Here is a 23,700-nt window from a genome sequence, read left to right as displayed (position 1 = left end):
GACGTGCTTACACAGGAGCGCTACCGGAGCCGGCGCGCAAGTCCCGTGTGGGAGAGGGGAGTTGCCCCTGGAGGAGTTACTTCAGACCGATCTTGTCGCAGGCCGCCTTGTACTTGGCGGTGCAGATCTCGTCGAGGGTGTAGTAACCCTCCTTGATGACCGTGTCCTTGATGTTGTCCTGGGTCAGGGAGACGACCGGGACGATGACCGCGGGGATGCCCTTGTCGGTGTCGCTGTCGACGGTGCCCGTGGCGATGGAGCTGTCGAGCTTGCCGGTCTTGGCGATCGAGACGGCCATCTTGGCGACGGTCTCGGCCTCCTGCGGGTACGACTTGAACACGCTCATGTTCTGGTCGCCGGTGACGATGCGCTGCACGCCGGCGAGCTCGGCGTCCTGGCCGGTGACCGGCGGGAGCTTGCTCAGGCCCGCGCTCTTGAGCGCGGTGATGATGCCGCCCGCCATGCCGTCGTTGGCGGAGTAGACGCCCTTGATCTTGTCCTTGCCGATCGCGGAGATCGCGCCTTCCATGTTGGTGTTGGCGTTCTCCGGCTTCCACTCCTTGGTGTCGTAGGACTTGGCGATGTCCACCTTGCCCTTGAGGACGGAGAGGGCGCCCTTCTTGAAGTCGGCGGCGTTCGGGTCGGTGATCGCGCCGTTCATCATGACGATCTTGCTGCTGGCCTTGGCGTCCGAGCCCATGGCCTTCAGCAGGGCCTCACCCTGCGTCTTGCCGACCTCCTGGTTGTCGAAGGAGGTGTAGGCGGCGATCGGGCCCTGCGCGAGGCGGTCGTACGCGACGACCGGGATGCCCGCGTCCTTGGCCTTCTTCACACCGCTGGCGACGGCCTTGTAGTCGACCGCGTCCAGGATCAGCACGTCGACCTTCTTGGTGATCATCGTGTCGATCTGCTGCGACTGGAGGGTCGCGTCCTGCTTGGCGTTGAGGTACTCGACCTTGCCCTTGCCGTTGGTCAGCGTGGATATCTGCTTCGAGATGATCGGCTTGTCGAACTTCTCGTAGCGGGCGGTCTGGTTCTCCGGCAGCAGCAGGCCGACGGTGATCGCGTCGCCCTTCTTCGCGGAGCTCTCCTTGTCGCCGCCCTTGTCGCCGGACTCCTTGGCGGAGCCGCAGGCGGCGAGAGAGACAGCCATACCGGTGGCACAGAACGCAATGGCGGCACGACGCATACGCGTGTTCACTTCACAAACCTCCCTGACGAGGCCGCGTCGTTGCGGCCGAGGTGGCTGGAAGTCAACTCGGCCGCAACCCCAGCGTCAAGGAGTAAATCCTTAACGAGATGGCAACGGTGTCATGCGTTCTCTAAGTGAAGGCAGGTGTGGGAGCGGGAACGGATCCGTCCAAAAGGGTCGAATCGCCCATCTCGCTGAGGGCCAGCGCGAGCGCCCCGAGCACCTCGGCGCGGCCGCCCAACGCCCCAGGAAGGACGGAGAGTTGACGGGCGGCGCTGGGGATCGCGTAGCGGCTCACGGACTCCCTGATGGGCCCCAGGACCAGCTCTCCGGCCTCCGCCAGATCGCCCCCGAGGACGACCCGGCTGGGGTTCAGCAGGTTGCACAGGTTCGCGACGCCGGAGCCGATGTGCCGGCCCACGTCCGCGATCACCCGGCGGCAGCCCGGATCGCCGTCGCGCGCGAGCCGCACGACGCCCTCCATGGTCAGATCGGTGCCGTGGGAGGACTGCAGCAGGGGCAGGACGTACCGGGCCGCCGTGAAGGTCTCCAGGCAGCCCCGGTTGCCGCAGCGGCACACAGGGCCCGATTCGTCGAGCGTGATGTGCCCGATCTCCCCCGCCGTGCCGCCCGGGCCCCGGTAGATCTTCCCGTCGATCACCAGACCGGCGCCGACACCGCTGGCGACCTTGATGTACGCGAGGTCCTTCACGCCCCGCCCGCTGCCCCAGACGAGCTCGCCGAGCGCGCCCAGGTTCGCGTCGTTGTCGACGTGCACGGGGACGCCCAGGCGGCGACTGAGCTCCTCGGCGGGCCTGGTGCCGGTCCAGCCCGGCAGGATCGACGTCGACCCGAGGGTGCCGCTCTCCACGTCGATGGGCCCCGGCACGCCGAGCCCCACGCCCGCGACCTTGGACCGGTCGACCCCGGTGGCCGCGACGAGGCGCTCGACCAGCTCCTCCGCCCGGTCGAAGCCCTGCGCGGCGCTCGCGTCCACGTCGAGCGGCTCGGACTCCTCGGCGAGCACCTGGTGCGCCAGGTTGCCGATCGCCACCCGCAGGTGGGTGTGGCCGAAGTCGACGCCGATCACGATGCCGGCGTCGCCGCTCAGCGACACGCTGCGGGCCCGGCGGCCGCCGGCCGAGGTGGGCGTGACCTCGACGGTCCCGCCGTCCTTGAGCTCCCGGACGATGTTGGAGACCGTCGCCGCGGACAGGCCCGTCGTCCTCGCGATCTCCGCCTGCGTGAGCGAACCGGCGAGCCGCACGGCGCGTACGACCCGCTCCAGATTGGCCCGGTGCAGCGACGACTGCGACCCCGGAGTCTCCATTGACCCACCCTTATCCGTGGTCCGCGTCACCCAGGGTGACCGAACCTTGTACAAGTTATGAACTCCAAACTCCGCCGAACCGCCCAGTGGCGTCAAGCCCTTGACAGAAATCGGTTCCAGGCCGTGTCCACCCGGGACTACCGGCGGTACGCACAGGGGTCCGGCCCCGGAGAGGGAGCTCTCCGGGGCCGGACCCCTGTGCGTACCGGGTGAAGCAACGGGTGAAACAGCGACTACGCGCCGCCGGACGTCAGCGGAAGGTGCCCTGCGACACCGACCCGGCGATCCGGCGCTGGAAAATGACGTAGACGACCAGCACGGGCACGACCGTGACCACGATCGCCGCGAACAGTGCGCCGTAGTCGATGTCGTAGACCTGCGAGGACGCGTAGGCGGCCATTCCCTGGGTCAGCACCCATTTGTCCTGATCCGTATTGAGCGCCACCGGCAGCAGGAACTGGTTCCACAGCCCCAGGAAATTGAAGATCGCCACGGCCGCCATGCCCGGCCGCGCCATCGGCAGCATCACCTGGAAGAACGCCCGCCAGTCCCCGGCACCGTCGATCAACGCGGCCTCGTAGACGTCGTGCGGCAGTGACCGGAAGAACGAATAGAGGAAGAACATCGTGAACGGCAGCGCGAACGCGACATAGGTCAGGATCAGTCCCGGACGCGTGTTCAGCAGCCCGAAGTTCTGCAGCTGGAAGAAGAGCGGGACGATCGCCAGGAAGACGGGGAAGGTCAGCCCGGCCAGCATCACGTAGTAGATCAGCCGGCGCCCGGGGAATTCGAACCTGGCCAGGATGTAGGCGCACATCGCGCCCAGCAGCATCACCAGGAACAACGCGGAGACGACGACGATCACGGAATTCAGGAAGTACTTCCCGATGTTCGCGTCGGTCCACGCGTGCGCGTAGTTCTCGAACCGCCAGTGGTCCGGCAGCGCGAAAGGCGACGAGAGGATCTCGCCGGTCGACTTGAACGACGACACGAGCACCCACAGCATGGGCACGATCACGATCACGGACCACAGGATCAGCATGGTGTGCGCGATCGCCGCGAACCTGCGGTCGCTGCTCGCGACGGCTCTCGTCAGCTTCCGGTCGCTCGCCGGCTTCCGGTCGCTCGCGGACTTCCGGTCGGCAGCTACGGCGCTCACAGGGCACCTCCCTTGGCTCCGGCACGCCGAGCCTTCAACCCACGCGCTTTCTTGTTGCCCTCGCCCTCGCCGCCGCCGGTGAGGCGGTTGACGAGGAACACCAGCGCCGCGAACACCAGGGTGACGACGGCGAGGACGACTCCCATCGCGGTGGCGTATCCGAACTGCTGCTTGGCGAAGGCGACGTTGAACAACCGCTGGCTGATCGTCAGGGTCGAGTTGTCGGGACCGCCGTTCGGCAGCATGGCCTGTACGTAGACGAACGAGTCCAGAGCGGCGATGCCCAGGTAGATGTACGCCGTCTGCACGCTGTCCCGGATCGCCGGCAGGGTGATCGAGATCGTGGTCCGGAACCGGCCGGCTCCGTCGATCTTGGCCGCCTCGTACAGCTCGCCGGGAACTCCCTTGATCGCGGCGATGAAGAGCACCGCGTAGAACCCGACGAGCCCCCAGACGATGACGAACATCAGGGCCGGCATCGCGCTCGACGTCTCGCCCAGCCAGGCGAACGTGTCGAACTGGTCGAGGCCGAGCGCCGTGAGGACGCCGTTCACCAGGCCGGCGTTCGGGTCGTACATCTGCGCCCAGATCAGGCCGACGATGATCGCCGGCACGACGTAGGGGAAGAACGAGACGATCCGGTAGAACGACGCTCCCTTGATGCCCCGGACGGGGCCCTTGCTGGGCCCGCCCAGGGTGATGGCCACCGCGACCCCGAGGGCGAGCGTCAACGTCACCAACGGCACGCAGACCGCCAGCAACGCGACGTTTCTCAACGCCTTCATGAAGATGTCGTCCTGGAACATCTTGGTGAAGTTGTCGAAGCCGACGAAGGTGTAGTCCGGGCTGAAGCCGCGCCAGTCCGTCATCCCCCAGTAGATCGCCTGGACGAAGGGGATCAGGACGAAGGTCACGAAGATGGCCAGCGGGACACCGAGGAACGCGAGGAAGAACGTCACCCGGTCGAAGGTGAGCTTGCGGCGTCGGGGCCGCCCGCCGCGAGCGGCCGGCGTGGGCCGGCGGCTCGCGGTGTCGGAGGTGGTGGTCTTTTCTTTCATCGCAGTGCTAGCTGACCTTGATCTTGTCGACGGAGTCGTCTTCCCGGATCTTGTCGGAGATCTTCTGGAGGGCCGAGGTCAGCGCCTTGGCGTCGATGTCACCGGCGAGGAACGAGTTCCACGGCACCAGCATGTCGGTGTTCATGCCGTAGGCGGAGACGAAGTTCCAGGTGAAGATGTTCTCGCCGGCGTCGGCGAGCATCTTCGACTGCGAGACCAGCGCGGAGGATCCGTAACCGTCCGAGGGCACGGTGTCCTTGACGATGGTCGGGGCCAGCTTCGTCTTGGAGAAGTTGGCGGCCGCGTCCTTGGACAGCATCGCCCGCAGGACTTCCTTGCCGCCGGCCGGGTTCTTGCCCTGCTTGGGCACGATGAACGGCTCGCCGGCGGCCGCGTGCACGGCCTCGTACGGCATCTTCGGCTTGGCGCTGAGCGTCATCTCCGGGATGCCGGTCATCTGGAAGTCTTCCTTGGTGGCCTTCTTCATCTCGTTCTCGATCCAGCCACCGGTCGGGTAGAGCAGCGCCTTCTGGTCGTTGCTCCAGATCGCCTGCGCCTTCTGGAACTGGGTGCCGGAGCCACCGGGGACGAACATCTTCTCCTTGACCATGGTCTCCATGATCTTGAGAATGCCCTGGATGGCCGGGTGCGACCAGGAGTCCTTCTCCAGGTTCTCGAGGGCGATGCGGACCTCGTCGCCGCCCTCCTTGATCGCTCCGCCGATGAGCAGCGTCTGGTAGTAGGTCGCCGCTTCCTTGCCGTGGACGAAGAGGTACTTGCCCTTCTTCTTCGCCTTCTGGCCGAGGTCGAGCGCCTCGTCCCACGTCTTCGGCGGGGTCCAGCCGTTCTTCTCGAACAGGGTCTTGGAGTACCAGACGCCGTAGACCGTCATCACGTAGTTCAGCGCGACGAACTTGTCCTTGAACGTACCGGGGTCCTTGACGCCGGCGTAGACCGTGTCGGCGATCTTCTTGCCCTCGTAGTTCTGGGCCTCGAAGACGTCGTCGAGCTCCTCGAGCTGGTCGAGGATGCCGAGGAAGCCGATCTGGTCCTCACCGGAGTTGTCGATGAGGTCCGGCGGGTTGCCGCCGACGAAGCGGGGCTGGAGCTCGGGGGCGATGTCGACGACCGGCTTGACCTTGACCGTGACGCCCTTGACCTGCTTGCCCATGACCTGGTTCGCGTAGTCGACGTAGTCGGTGCCGTAGCCGCCGTCGAAGATGGCCGCGTCGACCTTGGAGTTCGCGGCGACGCCGAACGGGTTCTTGGCGCTCGTCTTGCCCTTCGGGGTGTCGCTGTCGCTGTCCTTGCTGGAGGGAGAGCCACACGCAACCGCGAACGAGCCCATGGCTGCCGTTGCGATCGCCCCGCGCAGGAGCGTCCGCCTGTCAAGAGAGCCGGCACGAATGGTCATCTCTGCATCCTCACTGATCGATTGGATCTGTACGGGTTTGCTGCGTGTTCGGCTGCCGGGCCCGGGTGGCCCCGTGCGTGCCGCACTTCTCGTTGAGCGCGTCCTGGTGCGGGTCTCCGCCTGCGATGTCGGCGGAGCTGCGCACCGGGGCGTTTCGCCGTCGTCCCGGTGCCGTTCGGCGGCACCGAGGGTGATCAGCTGAGCGATGCAGGAAAAGCAGTCGCCGCGGCCGGAGCTGCTTGCGCGCTCCGCTCGATCGGATCGCGATGGCCTACGCCGGGTGTGGATCCCATGCTCAAGTCCTCGCCTTCTCCAGGACTCAGGCGGTGAACCGGATCCTCCCCGGCACCGCGGTGATGTGCTGTGTCGTGCCCCGCAGAGGGGAACGAAGGTGGAGCGGTGAAGCTGAATGGAGCTGTGGTGGAGCGAGTGGAGCCGAATGACGCTGCGTGGTGCGAATGACCGGGATCGCGGAGGGGACACGGATACGGGGACGCATGCTCCGCCCCCTGCCGATTTCCCCCGTCCCCCGTGCCCGACCTCGGCTTGCGTACGTTCCGGGCCGGACGCCGACAGGTATAGTCCACTCCCTGTGAGCTGGGCAAGATCGAATGCAGGTTTGGGCGTCGGTCTTTTCCGAGTTGAGACCTCCCGGAAATAAGCCGCACCACGGGCGATGTTGATCTTCCCAACTCCACTGCCTACAAAGGGTGGAGAGATATACGGGGGAACCGCCCCGGATTTTCCGTTCAGTTGTTGAAGGGTGCGGGGGATCCATCAGGACACCGGCGGCAAATCCGGCGAAGCATGGGGAGCCGGGCGTCCCGCCCCGGGCGCGCGTGCCGACCCGCGCATTCCGGGGCCTTGCGGACGCTCCTCCAACACCCTTGACACCACAGCTCACTTACAGCCCTACTGGACCCTGTACTGCGAACTGACAACGTTGTCTGATTCTTGGCCGCCGGGAGGGTGCACACCCATGCAAGGCTCGATGCAGGGAAGATCCAGCCGACACAGATACGGACTCGGCACCACCGCGGCCCTGGGGGCGGCCGCGCTGGTGCTCACGGCGGCGGGCCAGGGACCCGCGGTCGCCCAGCCCGACCGGAAGGCAGGTGCGGAACGGGAGTTCAGCTCCTCCTTCGAAGCGGGCCAGCCCGCACCGGACTGGCTCAACACCGTCGACACCGCCCCGGACGGCGGCAAGCGGTCCAGCGGCGTCGACGGCGGCTACACCGGCGGCATCCCGGGGAACGTCAACGGGCACGTCACCGACGTCCGCGCCAGCGACGAGAACACCGGCGGCGGCGAGACCAAGGAGAACCTCCTCGACGGCGAGTCCAGCACCAAGTGGCTGGCGTTCACGCCGACCGCCTGGGTCGAGTACGACCTCGACGGACCCGTCGAGATCGCCAAGTACGCGCTGACGTCGGCCAACGACCACGCCGAGCGCGACCCGAAGGACTGGACCCTCAAGGGCTCGACGGACGGCAAGGAGTGGACGACGCTCGACAGCCGCTCCGGCGAGACGTTCGGCCAGCGGTTCCAGACGAAGACGTACGCGATCCAGAAGCCGGCCGCCTACAGCCACTTCCGGATCGAGTTCACGGCGAACAACGGCGCGGACGACGCCACGCAGCTCGCCGACTTCCAGCTGTCGACCGGCGACGAGCAGGCGCCCGCGCCCGAGGACATGCTGTCGCTCGTCGACAAGGGCCCCAGCGGCTCGCCGACGGCCAAGGCGGGCGCGGGCTTCACCGGGATCCGCGCGCTGCGTTACGCCGGTACGCACAAGGCGGACGGCCGCGCCTACTCGTACAACAAGGTCTTCGACGTCGACGTGGCGGTCGCGAAGGACACCGAGCTGTCGTACAAGGTCTTCCCGCAGATGGCGGACGGCGACCGCGACTACGACGCCACGAACGTCTCCGTGGACCTCGCCTTCACCGACGGCACGTACCTGAGCGACCTGAAGGCCGTCGACTCGCACGGCGGGCTGCTGACCCCGCAGGGCCAAGGCGCCGCCAAGCGGCTGTACGTGAACCAGTGGAACGCGGTGGAGTCCGGGATCGGTTCGGTCGCGGCCGGCAAGACGGTCGACCGGATCCTCGTCGCGTACGACTCCCCGAAGGGTCCGGCGAAGTTCCGCGGCTGGCTGGACGACATCAGCCTCGCCAAGGCCGAACCGGCCCGCCCCAAGGCGCACTTGAGCGACTACGCGTCGACGACGCGCGGCACGAACTCCAGCGGCGGCTTCTCGCGCGGCAACACCTTCCCGGCGACGGCCGTCCCGCACGGCTTCAACTTCTGGACGCCGGTGACCAACGCGGGCTCGCTGAGCTGGCTGTACGACTACGCGCGCGACAACAACAAGGACAACCTGCCCACGATGGAGGCGCTGGCCGCGAGCCACGAGCCGAGTCCGTGGATGGGTGACCGCCAGACGTTCCAGATGATGCCGTCGGCGACGACGGGCGACGCGGTGGACACCTCGCGCGCCGGCCGCGCGCTGCCGTTCCGGCACGAGAACGAGACGGACCGGCCGTACTACTACGGCGTGAAGTTCGAGAACGGCGTGCGAGCCGAGATGACGCCCACCGACCACGCGGCCGCGCTGCGCTTCACCTACCCCGGTGACGACGCGAGCGTGATCTTCGACAACGTCTCCGAGCAGGGCGGTCTCACGCTCGACAAGGAGACCGGTGTCGTCACCGGCTACTCCGACGTGAAGTCGGGCCTGTCGACGGGCGCCACCCGGCTGTTCGTCTACGGCGTCTTCGACAAGCCGGTGAAGGAGGCCGAGTCCTCCGGCGTGAAGGGGCACTTCTCGTTCGACGCGGGCAAGGACCGCACGGTCACCCTGCGCCTGGCGACGTCCCTCATCGGCCTCGACCAGGCCGAGGACAACCTGGCGCAGGAGCTGCCGCGGAGCCGCTCCTTCACGGACGTCAGGGACGCGGCGCGCGCCCAGTGGGACGCGCTGATGAAGAAGGTGGAGGTCGAGGGCGCGACGGAGGACCAGCGCACGACGCTGTACTCGTCGCTGTACCGCCTGTACCTGTACCCCAACTCGGGCTTCGAGAAGGTCCGTTCGGCCGGCGGCAAGGGCACGTACAAGTACGCGTCGCCGTTCTCGCCGATGCCGGGTCCCGACACCCCGACGCACACCGGCGCGAAGATCGTCGAGGGCAAGCCGTACGTCAACAACGGCTTCTGGGACACGTACCGGACGACCTGGCCCGCGTACTCGCTCCTGACGCCGAAGAAGGCCGGTGAGCTGGTCGACGGGTTCGTGCAGCAGTACCGGGACGGCGGCTGGATCTCCCGCTGGTCCTCGCCGGGCTACGCGGACCTGATGACGGGCACGTCGTCGGACGTCGCGTTCGCCGACGCGTACGTGAAGGGCGTGGACGACTTCGACGTGGAGTCCGCGTACAAGGCGGCGGTCAAGAACGCCACGGTGGTCCCGCCGCAGTCGGGCGTCGGCCGCAAGGGCATGGAGACCTCGCCCTTCCTCGGCTACACGTCGACGGACACGCACGAGGGCCTGTCCTGGGCCCTTGAGGGATACCTGAACGACTACGGCATCGCGCAGATGGGTCAGGCGCTCTACAAGAAGACCGGCAAGAAGCAGTACAAGGAGGAGTCGGAGTACTTCCTCAACCGCGCCCGTGACTACGTCAACATGTTCGACGACAAGGCGGCCGGTACAGGCTTCTTCCAGGGCAAGGACGCCAAGGGCGACTGGCGGGTGAAGTCGGCCGACTTCGACCCGGCGATCTGGGGCTACGACTACACGGAGACCAACGCCTGGGGCTACGCCTTCACCGCCCCGCAGGACAGCCGCGGCCTCGCCAACCTGTACGGCGGCAAGGACGGCCTGGCCAAGAAGCTGGACACGTTCTTCTCGACGCCCGAGACGGCGACGAGCGAGGTGGCCGGTTCGTACGGCGGAGTCATCCACGAGATGACGGAGGCGCGGGACGTGCGGATGGGCATGTACGGCCACTCGAACCAGGTCGCGCACCACATCACGTACATGTACGACGCGGCCGGTCAGCCGTGGAAGACGCAGGAGAAGGTCCGCGAGGTGCTGTCGCGCCTGTACACGGGCAGCGAGATCGGCCAGGGCTACCACGGCGACGAGGACAACGGCGAGCAGTCGGCCTGGTACCTGTTCTCCTCGATGGGCTTCTACCCGCTCGTCATGGGCAGCGGCGAGTACGCCATCGGCTCCCCGCAGTTCACGAAGATGACGCTGCACCTGGAGAACGGCAAGGACCTGGTGGTCAAGGCGCCGAGGAACAGCGCCAAGAACATCTACGTCCAGGGCGTGAAGGTCAACGGCCGCACGTGGTCGAAGACGTCGCTCCCCCACTCGGTCGTCGCCGAGGGCGGGGTCATCGAGTTCGCGATGGGCGACAAGCCGTCGGCGTGGGGCACGGGCAAGGACGCGGCGCCGACGTCCATCACGAAGGACGACAAGGTGCCGTCGCCGCGCAAGGACGCGATCACCGGCTCGGGCCCGCTGTTCGACAACTCCTCGGCGACGAGCGCGAGTCCGTCGGAGCCGGTGGACCTGCCGGTCGGCGCGGAGGGCACGAAGGCCGTCCAGTACACGCTGACGTCGGCCGAGGCCGCGAAGGCGCCGACGGGCTGGAAGCTGGAGGCGTCGGACGACGGCTCCACGTGGAAGACGCTCGACGAACGCTCCGGCGAGTCGTTCACGTGGAACCAGCAGACCAGGGCCTTCTCGGTCGCGTCCCCCGGCTCGTACCAGCACTACCGGCTGGTGTTCGCGGGCGGGTCGGCGACGGTGGCGGAGGTGGAGCTGCTGTCGTGATCCGCGCCTGAGGGCTAGGTGAGGGGCGGGCGTGGAGAGTTCACGCCCGCCCCTCGCGCGTACGGGCGCAGCAGCCACGCCACCGTCGCGCCGAGCACCAGGCACACCCCTGCGAGGCCCTGGAGCAGGCCGTGGAACGCCGCGTCGTAGGCGTGCCCCGCGCCGACCAGGCTCGCCGTCGCCGAGCCGTACACGGCGACCGCGACGGCCTCGCTGCCCAGCCGGAGCGTGTTCACGAACCCGGCCGCCATGCCCGCCTGTCCGGGCGGCACGAGGGCGAGGGCCTGGCCGTCGACGAGACCGGCCGAGAGGCCCATCCCGGCGCCGGTGACGAGCATCGGCACGGCGACGACGGCCACGGCCGCGTGCGGCGAGAAGAGGAGGAGGCCGAGGTCGCCGGCGACCAGGCAGCCGAGGCTCGCGAGGATCAGCACCCGGGCGGGCACGCCACGCCGGACGAGGCGCGCGGCGAGCACCGGCGCGGCCAGCACCGGCAGGGTGAGCAGCAGCATGAGCCGGCCGGCCGCGGAGCTGTCGCGGCCGGTGACGGCGGTGAGGTAGCTCGGCAGGTACGTGAGGAGCGTGACGAAGCCGACCGAGGCCGCGACCGGGACGAGGGCGAGCCCGACGAAGCGGCGCCGCCGCAGCAGGCCGAGGTCGAGGACCGGGTGCGGGCTGCGCCGCTCGACGCGGACGAACCCGGCGAACGCGGCCACGGCCCCCGCGAACAGCGCGAGCACCCCGCCGCTCCCCCAGCCCCACTGGGAGCCCTGCACGATGCCCGTGGTCAGCAGCACCGTCGCCACGACGAGGACGAGGCTGCCCGGTACGTCGAGGCGCGCCGCGCCCCGTGCGGTGGCGGGCAGCGCGCGGGCGGCCGCCGGCAGCGCGAGCAGCGCGAGGACCAGGGCGGCGGCGTGCAGGGCGAACACCCAGCGCCAGCCGACCGACGCCACCAGCTGGCCCGCGAAGGTCGGGCCGAGCGAGACGCCGACGCCGGCGACGGTGCCGAAGAGCGCGAACGCCCGGGCCCGCGCGTGCCCTTCGTACGCCGTGGAGAGGATCGCGGCGCCGGCCGAGAAGATCGCGGCGCCGCCGATCCCGGCGAGCGCGCGGGCGGCGTCGAGGAGGTACGCGTTGCCCGCGAGGGCGCTCACGGTCGCCGCCGCCGCGAACAGGGCGGCGCCCGTCGCGAAGACCCGCACCCGCCCCACGACGTCGGCGACGGAGCCCCAGACGAGGGTGCAGCAGGCGAAGGCGACGTTGAAGGCGTTCACGACCCACTGGAGCGCGGCGCCCGACGCGTGCAGATCGGCGCCGATGCCGGGCAGCGCGACGGCCGTGCCGGAGATCGACATGGGGACGACGAAGACGGCGAGGAGGACGGCGGCGAGGGCGAGCCCCGGGCGCCTGGCGCCTTCAACGGGCGGGACAGGGACGGACGTTGTGGTGGACATGCGTGAGGGACCCCCGATGCGGTTGGGCAGGCACATTCAGGTTCGGAATTGATCGAACCTTGGGCTCCGACTGTCACACGATCGCGAGGTACGATGCAAGTAGAACCTATGGGGAATCCATGGAGCGGCTGCGACGAGAGGCGGAACCCCGTGCCGGACGAGGAAGGCCACCCCACACCCGAGGAGATGGACCTGCGCACGGTCCTGCACGCCCTCTCCGACCCCCACCGCTACCGGGTGGTCGCCCGGTTCCTGCGCGAGCCCGACGGCACCGAACGCACCTGCGCCTCCTTCCAGTTGCCGGTGTCGAAGTCGACGACCTCGCACCACTTCAAGGTGATGCGCGAGGCGGGCCTGCTGCGCATGGTCGACCACGGCAACAGCCGCACGGCGGTGCTGCGCCGCGCCGAGCTGGACGCGCGTTTTCCCGGGCTCCTCGATCTGGTGAGCAAGGGCTGACCGCGGCCACGACGCCCTTCCCGTGAGCGGGGAAGCACCTGGTCAGGAGTGGCCGATGTCGCCCGTACCGCCGCCCGTGACGCACGAGGGCCGCACCCCCGTCACCGGGGATGCGGCCCTCGAACTGCCCTGCCCTGCCGCTTACTTGCGGATCAGGTTGCGCAGCACGTACTGCATGATGCCGCCGTTGCGGTAGTAGTCCGCCTCACCGGGGGTGTCGATGCGGACGACCGCGTCGAACTCGACGCCGGTGTCGGTGGTGACCTTCACCGTGGCCGGGGTGCGGCCCTCGTTCAGCTCGGTGACGCCGGAGATCGCGAAGGTCTCCTCACCGGTCAGGCCGAGCGAGTCGGCCGACTGGCCCGCCGGGAACTGCAGCGGCAGGACGCCCATGCCGATGAGGTTCGAGCGGTGGATGCGCTCGTACGACTCGGTGATGACGGCCTTGACGCCGAGGAGCGCGGTGCCCTTGGCGGCCCAGTCGCGGGACGAGCCGGAGCCGTACTCCTTGCCGCCCAGGATGACCAGCGGGGTGCCCTGCGCCTGGTAGTTCTGCGAGGCGTCGTAGATGAACGAGACCGGGGCGTCGGCCTGCGTGAAGTCACGCGTGTAGCCGCCCTCGGTGCCCGGCGCGATCTGGTTGCGCAGGCGGATGTTGGCGAAGGTGCCGCGGATCATGACCTCGTGGTTGCCACGGCGCGAGCCGTAGGAGTTGAAGTCACGACGCTCGACGCCGTGCTCGCTCAGGTACTTGCCGGCCGGGGTGTCGGCCTTGATCGCACCGGCGGGCGAGATGTGGTCGGTGGTGACCGAGTCGCCGAGCTTGGCGAGCACGCGGGCGCCCTCGAAGTCGACGACCGGGGTCGTCTCCATCGTCATGCCCTCGAAGTACGGGGGCTTGCGGACGTAGGTCGACTCGCTGTCCCACTCGAAGGTGTTGCCGGTGGGGACGGAGAGGGCCTGCCACTGGGCGTCGCCGGCGAACACGTCCTCGTAGGACTTCGAGAACATGTCCTCGCCGATGGAGTTGGCGACGACGTCGTTGACCTCGGCCTCCGTCGGCCAGATGTCGGCCAGGTAGACGGGCTTGCCGTCCTGGTCGACGCCGAGGGCGTCCTTGGTGATGTCCACCTTCATCGAACCGGCGATGGCGTACGCGACGACCAGCGGCGGGGAGGCGAGGTAGTTCATCTTGACGTCGGGGTTGATGCGGCCCTCGAAGTTCCGGTTGCCGGAGAGGACCGACGTCACGGCCAGGTCGTGGTCGTTGACGGCCTTCGAGACCTCCTCGGGCAGCGGGCCCGAGTTGCCGATGCAGGTGGTGCAGCCGTAGCCGACGAGGTTGAAGCCGACCTTGTCCAGGTACGGGGTCAGACCCGACTTGTCGAAGTAGTCGGTGACGACCTTCGAGCCCGGGGCGAGGGTGGTCTTGACCCACGGCTTGCGGGTCAGGCCCTTCTCGACGGCCTTCTTCGCGACGAGGGCCGCGGCCACCATCACGTACGGGTTCGAGGTGTTGGTGCAGGAGGTGATCGCGGCGACGGTGACGGCGCCGTGGTCGATCTCGTACGTCGAGCCGTCGGGGGCGGTCACGGTGACCGGGTTCGACGGGGTGCCGTTGGAGACGGCCGGGGCGTCGGAGGCCGGGAAGGACTCCTTGCCCGCCTCGGAGTCGTCCGAGACGTAGTTGCGCACGTCCTGGGCGAACTGCTGGGCGGCGTTCGCGAGGACGATGCGGTCCTGCGGGCGCTTCGGACCGGCGATCGACGGGACGACCGTGGAGAGGTCGAGCTCCAGCTTCTCGGAGAAGTCGGGCTCGGCGGCCGGGTCGAGCCAGAGGCCCTGCTCCTTGGCGTACGCCTCGACGAGCGCGACCTGCTGGGCGTCACGGCCGGTCAGACGCAGGTAGTTCAGGGTCTCGTCGTCGATCGGGAAGATCGCGGCGGTGGAGCCGAACTCCGGCGACATGTTGCCGATGGTGGCGCGGTTGGCCAGCGAGGTGGCGGCGACGCCCTCGCCGTAGAACTCGACGAACTTGCCGACGACGCCGTGCTTGCGCAGCATCTCGGTGATCGTGAGGACCAGGTCGGTGGCGGTGGTGCCGGCCGGCAGCTCGCCGGTCAGCTTGAAGCCGACGACGCGCGGGATCAGCATGGAGACCGGCTGGCCGAGCATCGCGGCCTCGGCCTCGATGCCGCCGACGCCCCAGCCCAGGACGCCCAGGCCGTTGACCATCGTGGTGTGCGAGTCGGTGCCGACCAGGGTGTCGGGGTAGGCCTGGCCGTTACGGACCATGACCGTACGGGCCAGCTTCTCGATGTTGACCTGGTGCACGATGCCGGTGCCCGGCGGGACGACCTTGAAGTCGTCGAACGCGGTCTGGCCCCAGCGCAGGAACTGGTAGCGCTCCTTGTTGCGGCCGTACTCCAGGTCGACGTTCTGCTTGAACGCGTCCGAGGTGCCGAACTTGTCGGCGATGACGGAGTGGTCGATGACCATCTCGGCCGGGGACAGCGGGTTGATCTTCGCCGGGTCGCCGCCGAGGGCCTTCACGGCCTCACGCATGGTGGCGAGGTCGACGACGCAGGGCACGCCGGTGAAGTCCTGCATGATCACGCGGGCCGGCGTGAACTGGATCTCCTGCGAGGGCTGCGCCTGCGAGTCCCAGTTGCCGAGCGCACGGATGTGGTCGGCGGTGATGTTCGCGCCGTCCTCGGTGCGGAGCAGGTTCTCAAGGAGAACCTTCAGGCTGTAGGGAAGGCGCGCGGAGCCCTCGACCTTGTCCAGCTTGAAGATCTCGTAGGACTCGTCGCCCACGCTCAGCGTGCTACGGGCGTCGAAGCTGTTCGCCGACACGACAGTCTCCTTCATATATGTGCGCGTTCCACCACATCCTGCCGCCACGCCACGTTGCCGAACTGCTGAGGTAAGGCTAAGTTAGGTAACCCTTACCGACAGATCGGCGGTGCCGTGAGGCCGCGGTGCGCCTCGGCAGATATCTCGATGTCGAGATAACTCTAGTACATGGCTCGGCGCTGCCGTCGAGCCCCTCCCTGGCGTTCCCGCTCCCCCCATGGTCGTACGGTGCCCCCGGGACGGCGAGGCGACAGGCGGTCCGATAGCGTCCCGCAATGGCCAGTGACCTTCGTCTCACCGTGCTCGGCAGCGCCACCCCGTACCCGGAGGCCGGGAACCCCTGTTCCGGGTACCTCGTCAGCGGCGGCGGAACCCGGGTGTGGGTGGATGCCGGGAGCGGGACCCTCGGAGCGCTGCAGAAGCACGTACGACTCGACGAGATCGACGCGATCTGGGTGTCGCACCTGCACGCCGACCACACCGCCGACCTGCTCACCGCGTACTACGGACTGCTCTACGCGGACGTCAGACTCGACGCGCCCCTCCCCCTGTACGGGCCGCCCGGCACCGCCGACCGGCTGGCCGGCTTCCTCACCAACGGGGAGCGGCGCAGCCCGGTCGAGGAGGCGTTCGCCGTGCGGGAGCTCGACGACGGACACCGGGCGCGGGTCGGGGCGCTGGACCTGACCTCGCGCGAGGTGGCCCACGGCATGCCCGCGTTCGCGCTGCGCGTCGAGCACGAAGGTCGCTCGCTCGTGTACTCCGGCGACACCGCGCCCTGCGCCGGACTCACCGAACTCGCGGCGGGGTGCGGCACGTTGCTGTGCGAGGCGGACGGGGACTCCGGGGACGGCGTGCACCACTCGCCGGAGGACGCCGGGGACACCGCCACCGCGGCGGACGTGCGGCGCCTGGTCGTGACCCACGTGGGGCGTGCGGTGGCGCCTGGGGACGCCGTGACGCGGGCGGGCGCACGGTTCGCGGGGCCGGTGGCGTACGCGGCGCCGGGCGCCGTGTTCCCGGTGGACGAGGGCGCGGCGCACGACTGATCGGGGCGGGCCGGGGTACGCGTACGGCACCGAACGCAAGGGAGCCCTCATGCCGCTCACGTTCCGCAAGAGCTTCCGGATCCTGCCGGGAGTGCGCCTCAACATCAACCGGCGGTCCTGGTCCGTCACGACGGGCGGCCGGCACGGCCCGCGTCGTACGCACAGCAGCACCGGACGCCGCACGACGTCGATGGATCTGCCGGGCCCCTTCGGCTGGCGGCGCACCCGCAGCACCCGGCGTCACTGAAACCCCGTCAGGGTCCGTCACCCGTACGGACCCCACGGAATGCGTCATCTCATATCTGAGATAGCCTGCCGCTATGGCAGACGACTACCTCGTACGCATCGGCAAGCTCATCCGCGACGCCCGCCAGCACCGGGGCTGGACGCAGACGCAGCTTGCCGAGGCGCTCGGCACCAGCCAGAGCGCCGTCAACCGCATCGAGCGCGGCAACCAAAACATCAGCCTTGAGATGATCGCCCGAATTGGCGAAGCCCTGGACAGTGAGATCGTGTCGCTCGGGTACGCGGGTCCGATGCATCTGCGGGTGGTCGGCGGACGCCGGCTGTCCGGCTCGATCGACGTCAAGACGAGCAAGAACGCGTGTGTGGCGCTGCTGTGCGCGTCGCTGCTCAACAAGGGCCGGACGGTGCTCCGCCGGGTGGCCCGCATCGAGGAGGTCTACCGCCTTCTGGAGGTACTGAACTCCATCGGCGTGCGCACCCGCTGGGTGAACGACGGGGTGGACCTGGAGATCGTCCCGCCCGCCAAGCTGGACATGGGCGCCATCGACGCGGACGCGGCCCGCCGCACCCGCTCGATCATCATGTTCCTCGGCCCGCTGCTGCACCGCATGGACCGCTTCAAGTTGCCCTACGCGGGCGGCTGCGACCTCGGCACGCGCACGATCGAGCCGCACATGATCGCGCTGCGCCGCTTCGGTCTCGACATCACGGCGACCGAGGGGCTCTACCACGCCGAGGTGCAGCCGGACATCGCGCCGGACCGCCCGATCGTGCTGACCGAGCGCGGCGACACCGTGACGGAGAACGCGCTGCTCGCGGCCGCCCGGCACGCCGGCACGACGATCATCCGCAACGCGTCGTCGAACTACATGGTCCAGGACCTGTGCTTCTTCCTGGAGGCGCTCGGCGTCAAGGTCGAGGGCATCGGCACCACGACGCTGACCGTGCACGGCGTGCCGCACATCGACGTCGACGTGGACTACTCGCCGTCCGAGGACCCGGTCGAGGCGATGAGCCTGCTGGCCGCGGCCGTCGTCACGGAGTCCGAACTCACCGTCAAGCGCGTGCCGATCGAGTTCCTGGAGATCGAGCTGGCCGTGCTGGAGGAGATGGGGCTCGACCACGACCGTTCGGCGGAGTACTTCGCCGACAACGGCCGCACCCGGCTCATCGACCTCACCGTGCGCCCCTCCAAACTGGAGGCGCCGATCGACAAGATCCACCCGATGCCGTTCCCGGGCCTGAACATCGACAACGTCCCGTTCTTCGCGGCGATCGCGGCGGCGGCCCAGGGCAAGACCCTCATCCACGACTGGGTCTACGACAACCGGGCGATCTACCTGACCGACCTCAACCGCCTCGGCGGCCGCCTCCAGCTCCTCGACCCGCACCGGGTGCTGGTCGAGGGCCCGACCCGCTGGCGGGCCGCCGAGATGATGTGCCCGCCCGCGCTGCGCCCCGCCGTGGTCGTGCTCCTCGCGATGATGGCGGCCGAGGGCACCTCGGTGCTGCGCAACGTGTACGTCATCAACCGCGGTTACGAGGACCTGGCGGAGCGGCTCAACTCCGTGGGCGCGCAGATCGAGACGTTCCGGGACATCTGACCGGGCCGTGGGCCGGTGACTGATGGCCGATGGCCGATGGCTGACGGCTGACGGCCGATGCGACAGGCGCCGCCGGGTTCCGGCGGCGCCTGCGGTCATCTGATGTCCCGCTGCTTCGGGACGACGACACCGAACCGGTCCTGGATCGTGGCGAGCGCGGCCTCGTGGACCTGGCGGGCCGGGATGCCGCGCGGATTGCCGTTCACCGGCAGCGGCCGGGTCGCGGAGGCGTCGCCGACCACGGTCGGCCGATAGCCCGCGTAGACCGCGCCCTCGGTGGTGAACAGGGTGCACATGTGGGTCATGAAGCCGGCGATGATGACGTTCTTGCGGCCGGTCTTCTTGAGTTCCGCGTCGAGGTCCGTCTCGTGGAACCCGTTCGGGACGGCCTTCTCGACGACGGCCTCGCCCTTGGCGGGCTTGAGGTCCGCAATGATCTGTCCGGCCTTCGACCTGAGGTCGTAACCCTTCTCCACGATGTGCACGACCGGCGTGTGCGCCTTGCGGGCCCGGTCGAGGAGCGTCTTCGTCTCCTTCACCGCGTCGCGCCAGCCGGTGAGTTCCATCGGGCCGCCGGTGTAGACGTTCTGGTAGTCGACGAGGACCAGCGTCGCGTCCGACAGCTTCGCCGGGGTCTCGTCCAGCTTCATGAGCTGACGCAGCGTCGTCGTGTCCTTCGCGTGGTTCTTCGCCCCGTCCTTCGCCCCGTCCTTCGCGTGGCTCCCGGTGCGCGTGGCGGCCTGGGAGTCGCCGCCGCAGCCCGCGACCGTGGCGGCGAGCAGGGCGGCCGTGCCGAGCGCGACGGCCGAGCGGATCAGCTTCCCCATCAGACGATCTCCTTCTGCGACGCGACGACGACCCCGTACAGGTCGGCGACGGTGGCCAGGGCGCTGCGGTGCACCTGGTCGGCGGGGACGTCGTCGCCGGCGACCGGGAGCGAGCGGGTCGCGCAGGCGTCGGCGACGACGGTCGGGCGGTTGCCGTTCAGGAACGCGCCCTGCGCCGTGAACGCCACGCACATGTGGGTCATCCAGCCCGCGACGACGACGTCCTGGCCCTCCGTGAGGTGCGTCGCCAGATCGGTGCCGACGAACGCGTTCGGGACCTGCTTCACGACGACCGGCTCGCCGTCGAGGGGCGCGACCTTCGGGTGGATGGCGCCGATCTCCGCGCGGATGTCGTACGGGGTGCCCTCGCCGCCGTCGTTGACGACGTGCACGACCTTCGTGCCCTGCGCGCGGGCCCGCTCAAGCAGCAGCGCCGCGGCGTCGAGGGACTCCGCCCAGCCGTCGAGCTCCATGACGCCGCGCGTGTAGGTGTTCTGGAAGTCGATCAGGATCAGCGTCGAACCGGCCAGCTTCGCGGGCGTCGGGTCGAAGCCGTTGAGCTCGCGCAGCGTGGTCCTGGACATGGGTGTACCTGCCTTCGGGTGAGGTGGGAGAGGCGCGGCCCGCGCCGTCCGCCGGGCCACGTCCACCACGCTAGGACCGCACCCGGATGTCGGCAATGACGTCTAACATGCAGATACCGACATGCCGCCGACCGGCGGACCGACCGACCGGAGGGCCCGTGCAGAGCGCGAAGGACACCGCGGAGAACGTCGCGAAGGAGGTCGTGAAGGACGCCGCCGGGCGCCTCATCGTGATCGTGCTCTTCGACGGCGTCGACCTGCTGGACGTGACCGGGCCGCCGGAGGTGTTCTCGCTGGCCCTGCGCGAGACCGAGGAGGCGGCGGGCTATCAGGTGGTGCTCGCCGCGCGGACCATGGACCCGGTCACCACCGGCGCGGGGGTCCGCATCCTGCCGGACGTGACGTTCGAGGAGGCCGCGGCCCGGAGCATCGACACGCTCCTGGTGCCGGGCGCCGTGGAGATCGACGCGGAGCGCCGGGTGCATCCGCTGGTCGACCCCGCGCTCGTGGCGTGGGTGAAGGTGCTCGCCGGCCGCTCGCACCGGATCACCTCCGTGTGCGTGGGCGCCCATCTGCTGGCCGCCGCGGGCCTGCTCGACGGCAAGCGCGCCACCACGCACTGGTCCACCGCGCAGCAGCTCGCCGCCGACCACCCGGCCGTACGGGTGGACGCCGACCCGATCTTCATCCGCGAGGGCGACGTGTGGACCGGCGCGGGGATCAGCGCCTGTCTGGACCTGTCGCTCGCGCTGATCGCGGACGACCTCGGCGAGGCGGTCGCCCTGCGCGTCGCCCGGCAGCTCGTGATGTACCTCAAACGCCCCAGCGGCCAGAGCCAGTTCAGCGTCCCGCTGGAGCAGGTCTCCACGACGCGGCGGATCGAGGACCTGCGCCATCACGTCCTGCGGCACCTCGACGAACCGCTGACCGTCGCCGACCTCGCCGCGTACGCGCACGTCAGCGACCGGCACCTGACCCGGCTCTTCAAGACGGAGCTGGGCACGACCCCGTACGCGTACATCGAGTCCGTGCGGGTCGAGAAGGCCCGGCACGAGCTGGAGTCCTCCGACGCGACCCTCGAACGGATCGCGTCGCTCTGCGGGTTCGGCACGACGGACACACTGGTACGGGCGTTCCGCCGCCGCCTGAGCACGACGCCGACGGAGTACCGGCGCCGGTTCAGGACCACGGCCCACTGACTCCGCGGGGCGGGGTCAGGCGCTGTCGCGGGTGAAGTCGCCGATCGCCGAGGCCAGCGCCTTCGGCCGGTCGAGCGGGATGAGCGTGCCGCACTCGTCGAGCTCCACCAGCCGTCCCTGCGGCAGCAGTTCGGCGAGCCGGCGGCCGTGGGCCGGGGGCATCATCCGGTCCTGCTTGCCCCAGACGACCAGTGCGGGCCGGTCGTACGTGCGCAGCGCGTCCGCCGCCTCCATCATCTCCGTGCGCACGGTCGACCTGAGGTAGTGGTGGAGGAGGGCGCGGGCCGTCGGGTCGGTGCGCAGCGGCTCGACCCAGCGGTCGATCAGGTCGTGCGGGACGGGACGGTGCGACATCACCGCGTATCCGGTGCCGGGCACCCGGCGCAGCGGCCGTACGGACAGCACGTGCGCGAGGAACGCGAGGCCACCGGGGACCCGGGAGGCCACGTCGAGGAGCTTGCCGCCGGGACCCGGCGGATAGTTGTCGAAGGCCTCGCAGCCCGCGACGACCATCCGGCCGACCCGGTCGGGCCGCAGCGCGGCGAGCTGCTGGATGCGGCCCGCGTCGTTCTCCACGAAGACCGTGTCGTCACCGAGCTCCAGCGCGTCGGCGAACTCGCCGATGAGCAATGCCATGGTGTGCGGGGAGAGTTGGGCCCCGGGCCGCAGGGGTGTGCGGTGGCTGCCGTACGGCAGGGTGGGGACGATGCACCGGACGGACGTGCCCAGTTCGTCCACGACGTGCCGCCACACCGTGCCGTCCTGGGCGAGCCCGTGGAGGAGGACGACGGGGGTGCCGTCGCCCCCGGTGTCGTCGTACGCGATCGGACCTACGGAGAGTTCGGTCTGCTGCGTCGTCGTCATGGGGCGAGCCTATGCCGCCCCCCGTCCGCCGTTACCGCAGGACCGCCGTGCCGTCCAGTTCCACGAGGGCCTGCTCGTCCCAGAGCCGGGTCACTCCGATCACCGCCATCGCCGGGTAGTCGCGGCCGGCCAACTCCTTCCAGATGCGGCCGAGTTCGCGGGCGTGGGCGCGGTAGTCGGCGATGTCGGTGGCGTAGACGGTGACGCGGGCCAGGTCCGCGGGGGTGCCGCCCGCGTGCCGCAGGGCGGTGAGCAGGTTCGTGAGGGCCCGGGTGAACTGCTCGGGCAGGGTGTTGCCGGTGATCTTGCCGTCGCCGTCCAGGGACGTCTGGCCGGCCAGCATCACCAGCCGGCTGCCGGTGGCGACCACGGCGTGCGAGAAGCCGGTGGGCGGGGAGAGTTCGGGCGGGTTGATCCGGTCCAGGTCACTGCTCACCGGGGGCCTCCTTGTACAACTCGCGGGCGATGATGGTGCGTTGGACCTCGCTGGCGCCCTCGTAGATCCGCGGCGCCCGGACCTCGCGGTACAGGTGCTCCAGGAGGTGGCCGCGGCGCAGGGCCCGTGCGCCGTGCAACTGCACGGCGGCGTCGACGACCTGCTGGGCGGTCTCCGTGGCGAGGAGCTTGGCCATGGCCGCGCGCCGGGGCACCCCGTCGGCCCCCGCGTCGTACGCGGACGCCGCCGCGTGGACCATGAGGCGGGCGGACTCCACGCGCAGCGCCATGTTGGCCACCGCGTGGTTCACCGCCTGGAGGTCCTTCAGCTTGCCGCCGAACGCGTCGCGCCGGGCGGTGTGCGCGAGGGTCGCGTCGAGTGCGGCCTGCGCCATGCCGACGGCGAAGGCGCCGACACTCGGCCGGAACAGGTTCAGGGTGTTCATGGCGACCCGGAAGCCGCCGCCCGCCTCGCCCAGCACGTCGGCCGCGGTCACCGGCACGTCGTCGAAGGCGAGGGCGCCGATGGGGTGCGGCGAGAGCATGTCGAGGGCGGAGCCGGTGAGGCCGGGGCGGTCCGCGGGCACCAGGAAGGCGGTCACGCCGCGGGCCCCCGCGTCGGGTCCCGTGCGGGCGAAGACGGTGTAGAAGTCGGCCTCCGGCGCGTTCGAGATCCAGCACTTCTCGCCGGTCAGCCGCCAGCCGGCCCCGTCGGGGCGGGCCGCGAGGGCGAGTGCGGCGGCGTCGGAGCCGGCGCCCGGCTCGCTCAGCGCGAACGCGGCCACGGCCCGGCCCGCACCCACCTCGGGCAGCCAGCGCGCCCGCTGCTCCGCGGTGCCGTACGCGTGCACGGGGTGTGCGCCGAGCCCCTGGAGGGCGAGCGCGGTCTCGGCCTCGGTGCAGACCCGGGCGAGGGACTCGCGCATCAGGCAGAGGTCCAGCGCGCCGGACGTGAACAGGCGCTCCAGCAGCCCGAGTTGACCGAGCTCGGCGACGAGGGGGCGGTTGACGTGGCCCGGCTCGCCCTTCTCGGCGAGGGGGGCGAGCCGGGTCCGCGCCTGCTCGCGCAGCTCCGCACACCAGGCGACTTGTTCGGGTTCGAGGGAGAATGTGCCCATGCGCCG

The 23,700-nt window shown here is 69.5% G+C and carries 18 protein-coding genes; 6 read left to right on the top strand and 12 right to left on the bottom strand.

Annotated elements, in window-relative coordinates:
* Nucleotides 1-76: 76 nt before the first annotated feature.
* The 5 genes from RBJ77_RS14370 to ngcE all read right to left on the bottom strand — a co-directional run bounded on the left by RBJ77_RS14370 (nt 77) and on the right by ngcE (nt 6,153).
* Nucleotides 77-1,201, bottom strand: a complete 1,125-nt coding sequence (locus tag RBJ77_RS14370; protein ID WP_372345367.1) for a sugar ABC transporter substrate-binding protein — start codon at nt 1,199-1,201, stop codon at nt 77-79.
* Between the two features lie 121 nt (nt 1,202-1,322).
* A complete protein-coding gene (locus tag RBJ77_RS14365; protein ID WP_372345366.1) occupies nt 1,323-2,522 on the bottom strand; it encodes an ROK family transcriptional regulator in 1,200 nt (399 codons plus the stop codon).
* Between the two features lie 250 nt (nt 2,523-2,772).
* Nucleotides 2,773-3,681 carry a carbohydrate ABC transporter permease gene (locus RBJ77_RS14360; protein ID WP_372345365.1) on the bottom strand — a complete coding sequence of 303 codons (909 nt, stop codon included), beginning with the start codon at nt 3,679-3,681 and terminating at the stop codon, nt 2,773-2,775.
* Nucleotides 3,678-4,739: a carbohydrate ABC transporter permease gene (locus tag RBJ77_RS14355; protein ID WP_372345364.1), complete on the bottom strand. Its 1,062-nt coding sequence runs from the start codon at nt 4,737-4,739 to the stop codon at nt 3,678-3,680. The genes RBJ77_RS14360 and RBJ77_RS14355 overlap by 4 nt, the downstream gene beginning before the upstream one ends.
* Before the next feature lie 7 nt (nt 4,740-4,746).
* Nucleotides 4,747-6,153, bottom strand: coding sequence for an N-acetylglucosamine/diacetylchitobiose ABC transporter substrate-binding protein (gene ngcE, locus RBJ77_RS14350; protein WP_372345363.1), 1,407 nt, complete (start codon nt 6,151-6,153; stop codon nt 4,747-4,749).
* Between the two features lie 979 nt (nt 6,154-7,132).
* Here ngcE and RBJ77_RS14345 point away from each other — a divergent pair.
* Nucleotides 7,133-10,996, top strand: a complete 3,864-nt coding sequence (locus RBJ77_RS14345) for a GH92 family glycosyl hydrolase (RefSeq protein WP_372345362.1) — start codon at nt 7,133-7,135, stop codon at nt 10,994-10,996.
* A gap of 14 nt (nt 10,997-11,010) precedes the next feature.
* Here RBJ77_RS14345 and RBJ77_RS14340 read toward each other — a convergent pair whose 3' ends face one another.
* Nucleotides 11,011-12,453 carry an MFS transporter gene (locus RBJ77_RS14340; RefSeq protein ID WP_372345361.1) on the bottom strand — a complete coding sequence of 481 codons (1,443 nt, stop codon included), beginning with the start codon at nt 12,451-12,453 and terminating at the stop codon, nt 11,011-11,013.
* 150 nt (nt 12,454-12,603) lie between these two features.
* Here RBJ77_RS14340 and RBJ77_RS14335 point away from each other — a divergent pair, with 150 nt between their 5' ends.
* The gene (locus tag RBJ77_RS14335; RefSeq protein WP_372345360.1) at nt 12,604-12,912 is read left to right on the top strand and encodes an ArsR/SmtB family transcription factor; all 309 of its coding nucleotides are present in this window, start codon (nt 12,604-12,606) and stop codon (nt 12,910-12,912) included.
* A gap of 141 nt (nt 12,913-13,053) precedes the next feature.
* Here the strand turns inward: RBJ77_RS14335 and acnA are convergent, their stop codons facing one another.
* On the bottom strand, nt 13,054-15,768 hold the full coding sequence (gene acnA, locus RBJ77_RS14330; protein ID WP_372345359.1) for an aconitate hydratase AcnA: 2,715 nt from the start codon (nt 15,766-15,768) through the stop codon (nt 13,054-13,056).
* Nucleotides 15,769-16,043: 275 nt separating this feature from the next.
* Here acnA and RBJ77_RS14325 point away from each other — a divergent pair, with 275 nt between their 5' ends.
* The 3 genes from RBJ77_RS14325 (at nt 16,044) to RBJ77_RS14315 (ending at nt 18,667) form a co-directional block, all read left to right on the top strand.
* Nucleotides 16,044-16,817, top strand: a complete 774-nt coding sequence (locus RBJ77_RS14325) for an MBL fold metallo-hydrolase (RefSeq protein WP_372345358.1) — start codon at nt 16,044-16,046, stop codon at nt 16,815-16,817.
* Between the two features lie 49 nt (nt 16,818-16,866).
* On the top strand, nt 16,867-17,064 hold the full coding sequence (locus RBJ77_RS14320; protein ID WP_255973719.1) for a DUF4236 domain-containing protein: 198 nt from the start codon (nt 16,867-16,869) through the stop codon (nt 17,062-17,064).
* 73 nt (nt 17,065-17,137) lie between these two features.
* A complete protein-coding gene (locus RBJ77_RS14315; protein WP_372345357.1) occupies nt 17,138-18,667 on the top strand; it encodes a helix-turn-helix domain-containing protein in 1,530 nt (509 codons plus the stop codon).
* A 95-nt stretch (nt 18,668-18,762) separates the two neighbouring features.
* Here RBJ77_RS14315 and RBJ77_RS14310 read toward each other — a convergent pair whose 3' ends face one another.
* Nucleotides 18,763-19,494, bottom strand: a complete 732-nt coding sequence (locus tag RBJ77_RS14310; RefSeq protein WP_372345356.1) for a cysteine hydrolase family protein — start codon at nt 19,492-19,494, stop codon at nt 18,763-18,765.
* Nucleotides 19,494-20,078: a cysteine hydrolase family protein gene (locus tag RBJ77_RS14305; RefSeq protein WP_255973724.1), complete on the bottom strand. Its 585-nt coding sequence runs from the start codon at nt 20,076-20,078 to the stop codon at nt 19,494-19,496. Before RBJ77_RS14305 ends, RBJ77_RS14310 begins: the two co-directional genes overlap by 1 nt.
* A 203-nt stretch (nt 20,079-20,281) precedes the next feature.
* On the opposite strand from RBJ77_RS14305, the gene RBJ77_RS14300 reads away from it, so the two are divergent.
* Nucleotides 20,282-21,277, top strand: coding sequence for a GlxA family transcriptional regulator (locus tag RBJ77_RS14300; RefSeq protein WP_372345462.1), 996 nt, complete (start codon nt 20,282-20,284; stop codon nt 21,275-21,277).
* Between the two features lie 15 nt (nt 21,278-21,292).
* On the opposite strand, the gene RBJ77_RS14295 is transcribed toward RBJ77_RS14300, so the two are convergent.
* From RBJ77_RS14295 to RBJ77_RS14285, 3 genes are read right to left on the bottom strand one after another with little or no spacing between them, the layout of a single operon-like run.
* Nucleotides 21,293-22,141, bottom strand: coding sequence for an alpha/beta fold hydrolase (locus RBJ77_RS14295; RefSeq protein WP_372345355.1), 849 nt, complete (start codon nt 22,139-22,141; stop codon nt 21,293-21,295).
* A 31-nt stretch (nt 22,142-22,172) separates the two neighbouring features.
* On the bottom strand, nt 22,173-22,577 hold the full coding sequence (locus tag RBJ77_RS14290) for a RidA family protein (protein WP_372345354.1): 405 nt from the start codon (nt 22,575-22,577) through the stop codon (nt 22,173-22,175).
* Nucleotides 22,567-23,694, bottom strand: a complete 1,128-nt coding sequence (locus RBJ77_RS14285; RefSeq protein WP_372345353.1) for an acyl-CoA dehydrogenase family protein — start codon at nt 23,692-23,694, stop codon at nt 22,567-22,569. Before RBJ77_RS14285 ends, RBJ77_RS14290 begins: the two co-directional genes overlap by 11 nt.
* Between the last annotated feature and the right edge of the window lie 6 nt (nt 23,695-23,700).

Source organism: Streptomyces sp. KL116D, assembly GCF_030766975.1.
GTDB lineage: Bacteria > Actinomycetota > Actinomycetes > Streptomycetales > Streptomycetaceae > Streptomyces > Streptomyces longispororuber_A.
The sequence above is the reverse complement of the archived record's forward strand: the minus strand, read 5'-3'. Positions and strand labels throughout refer to the sequence as shown.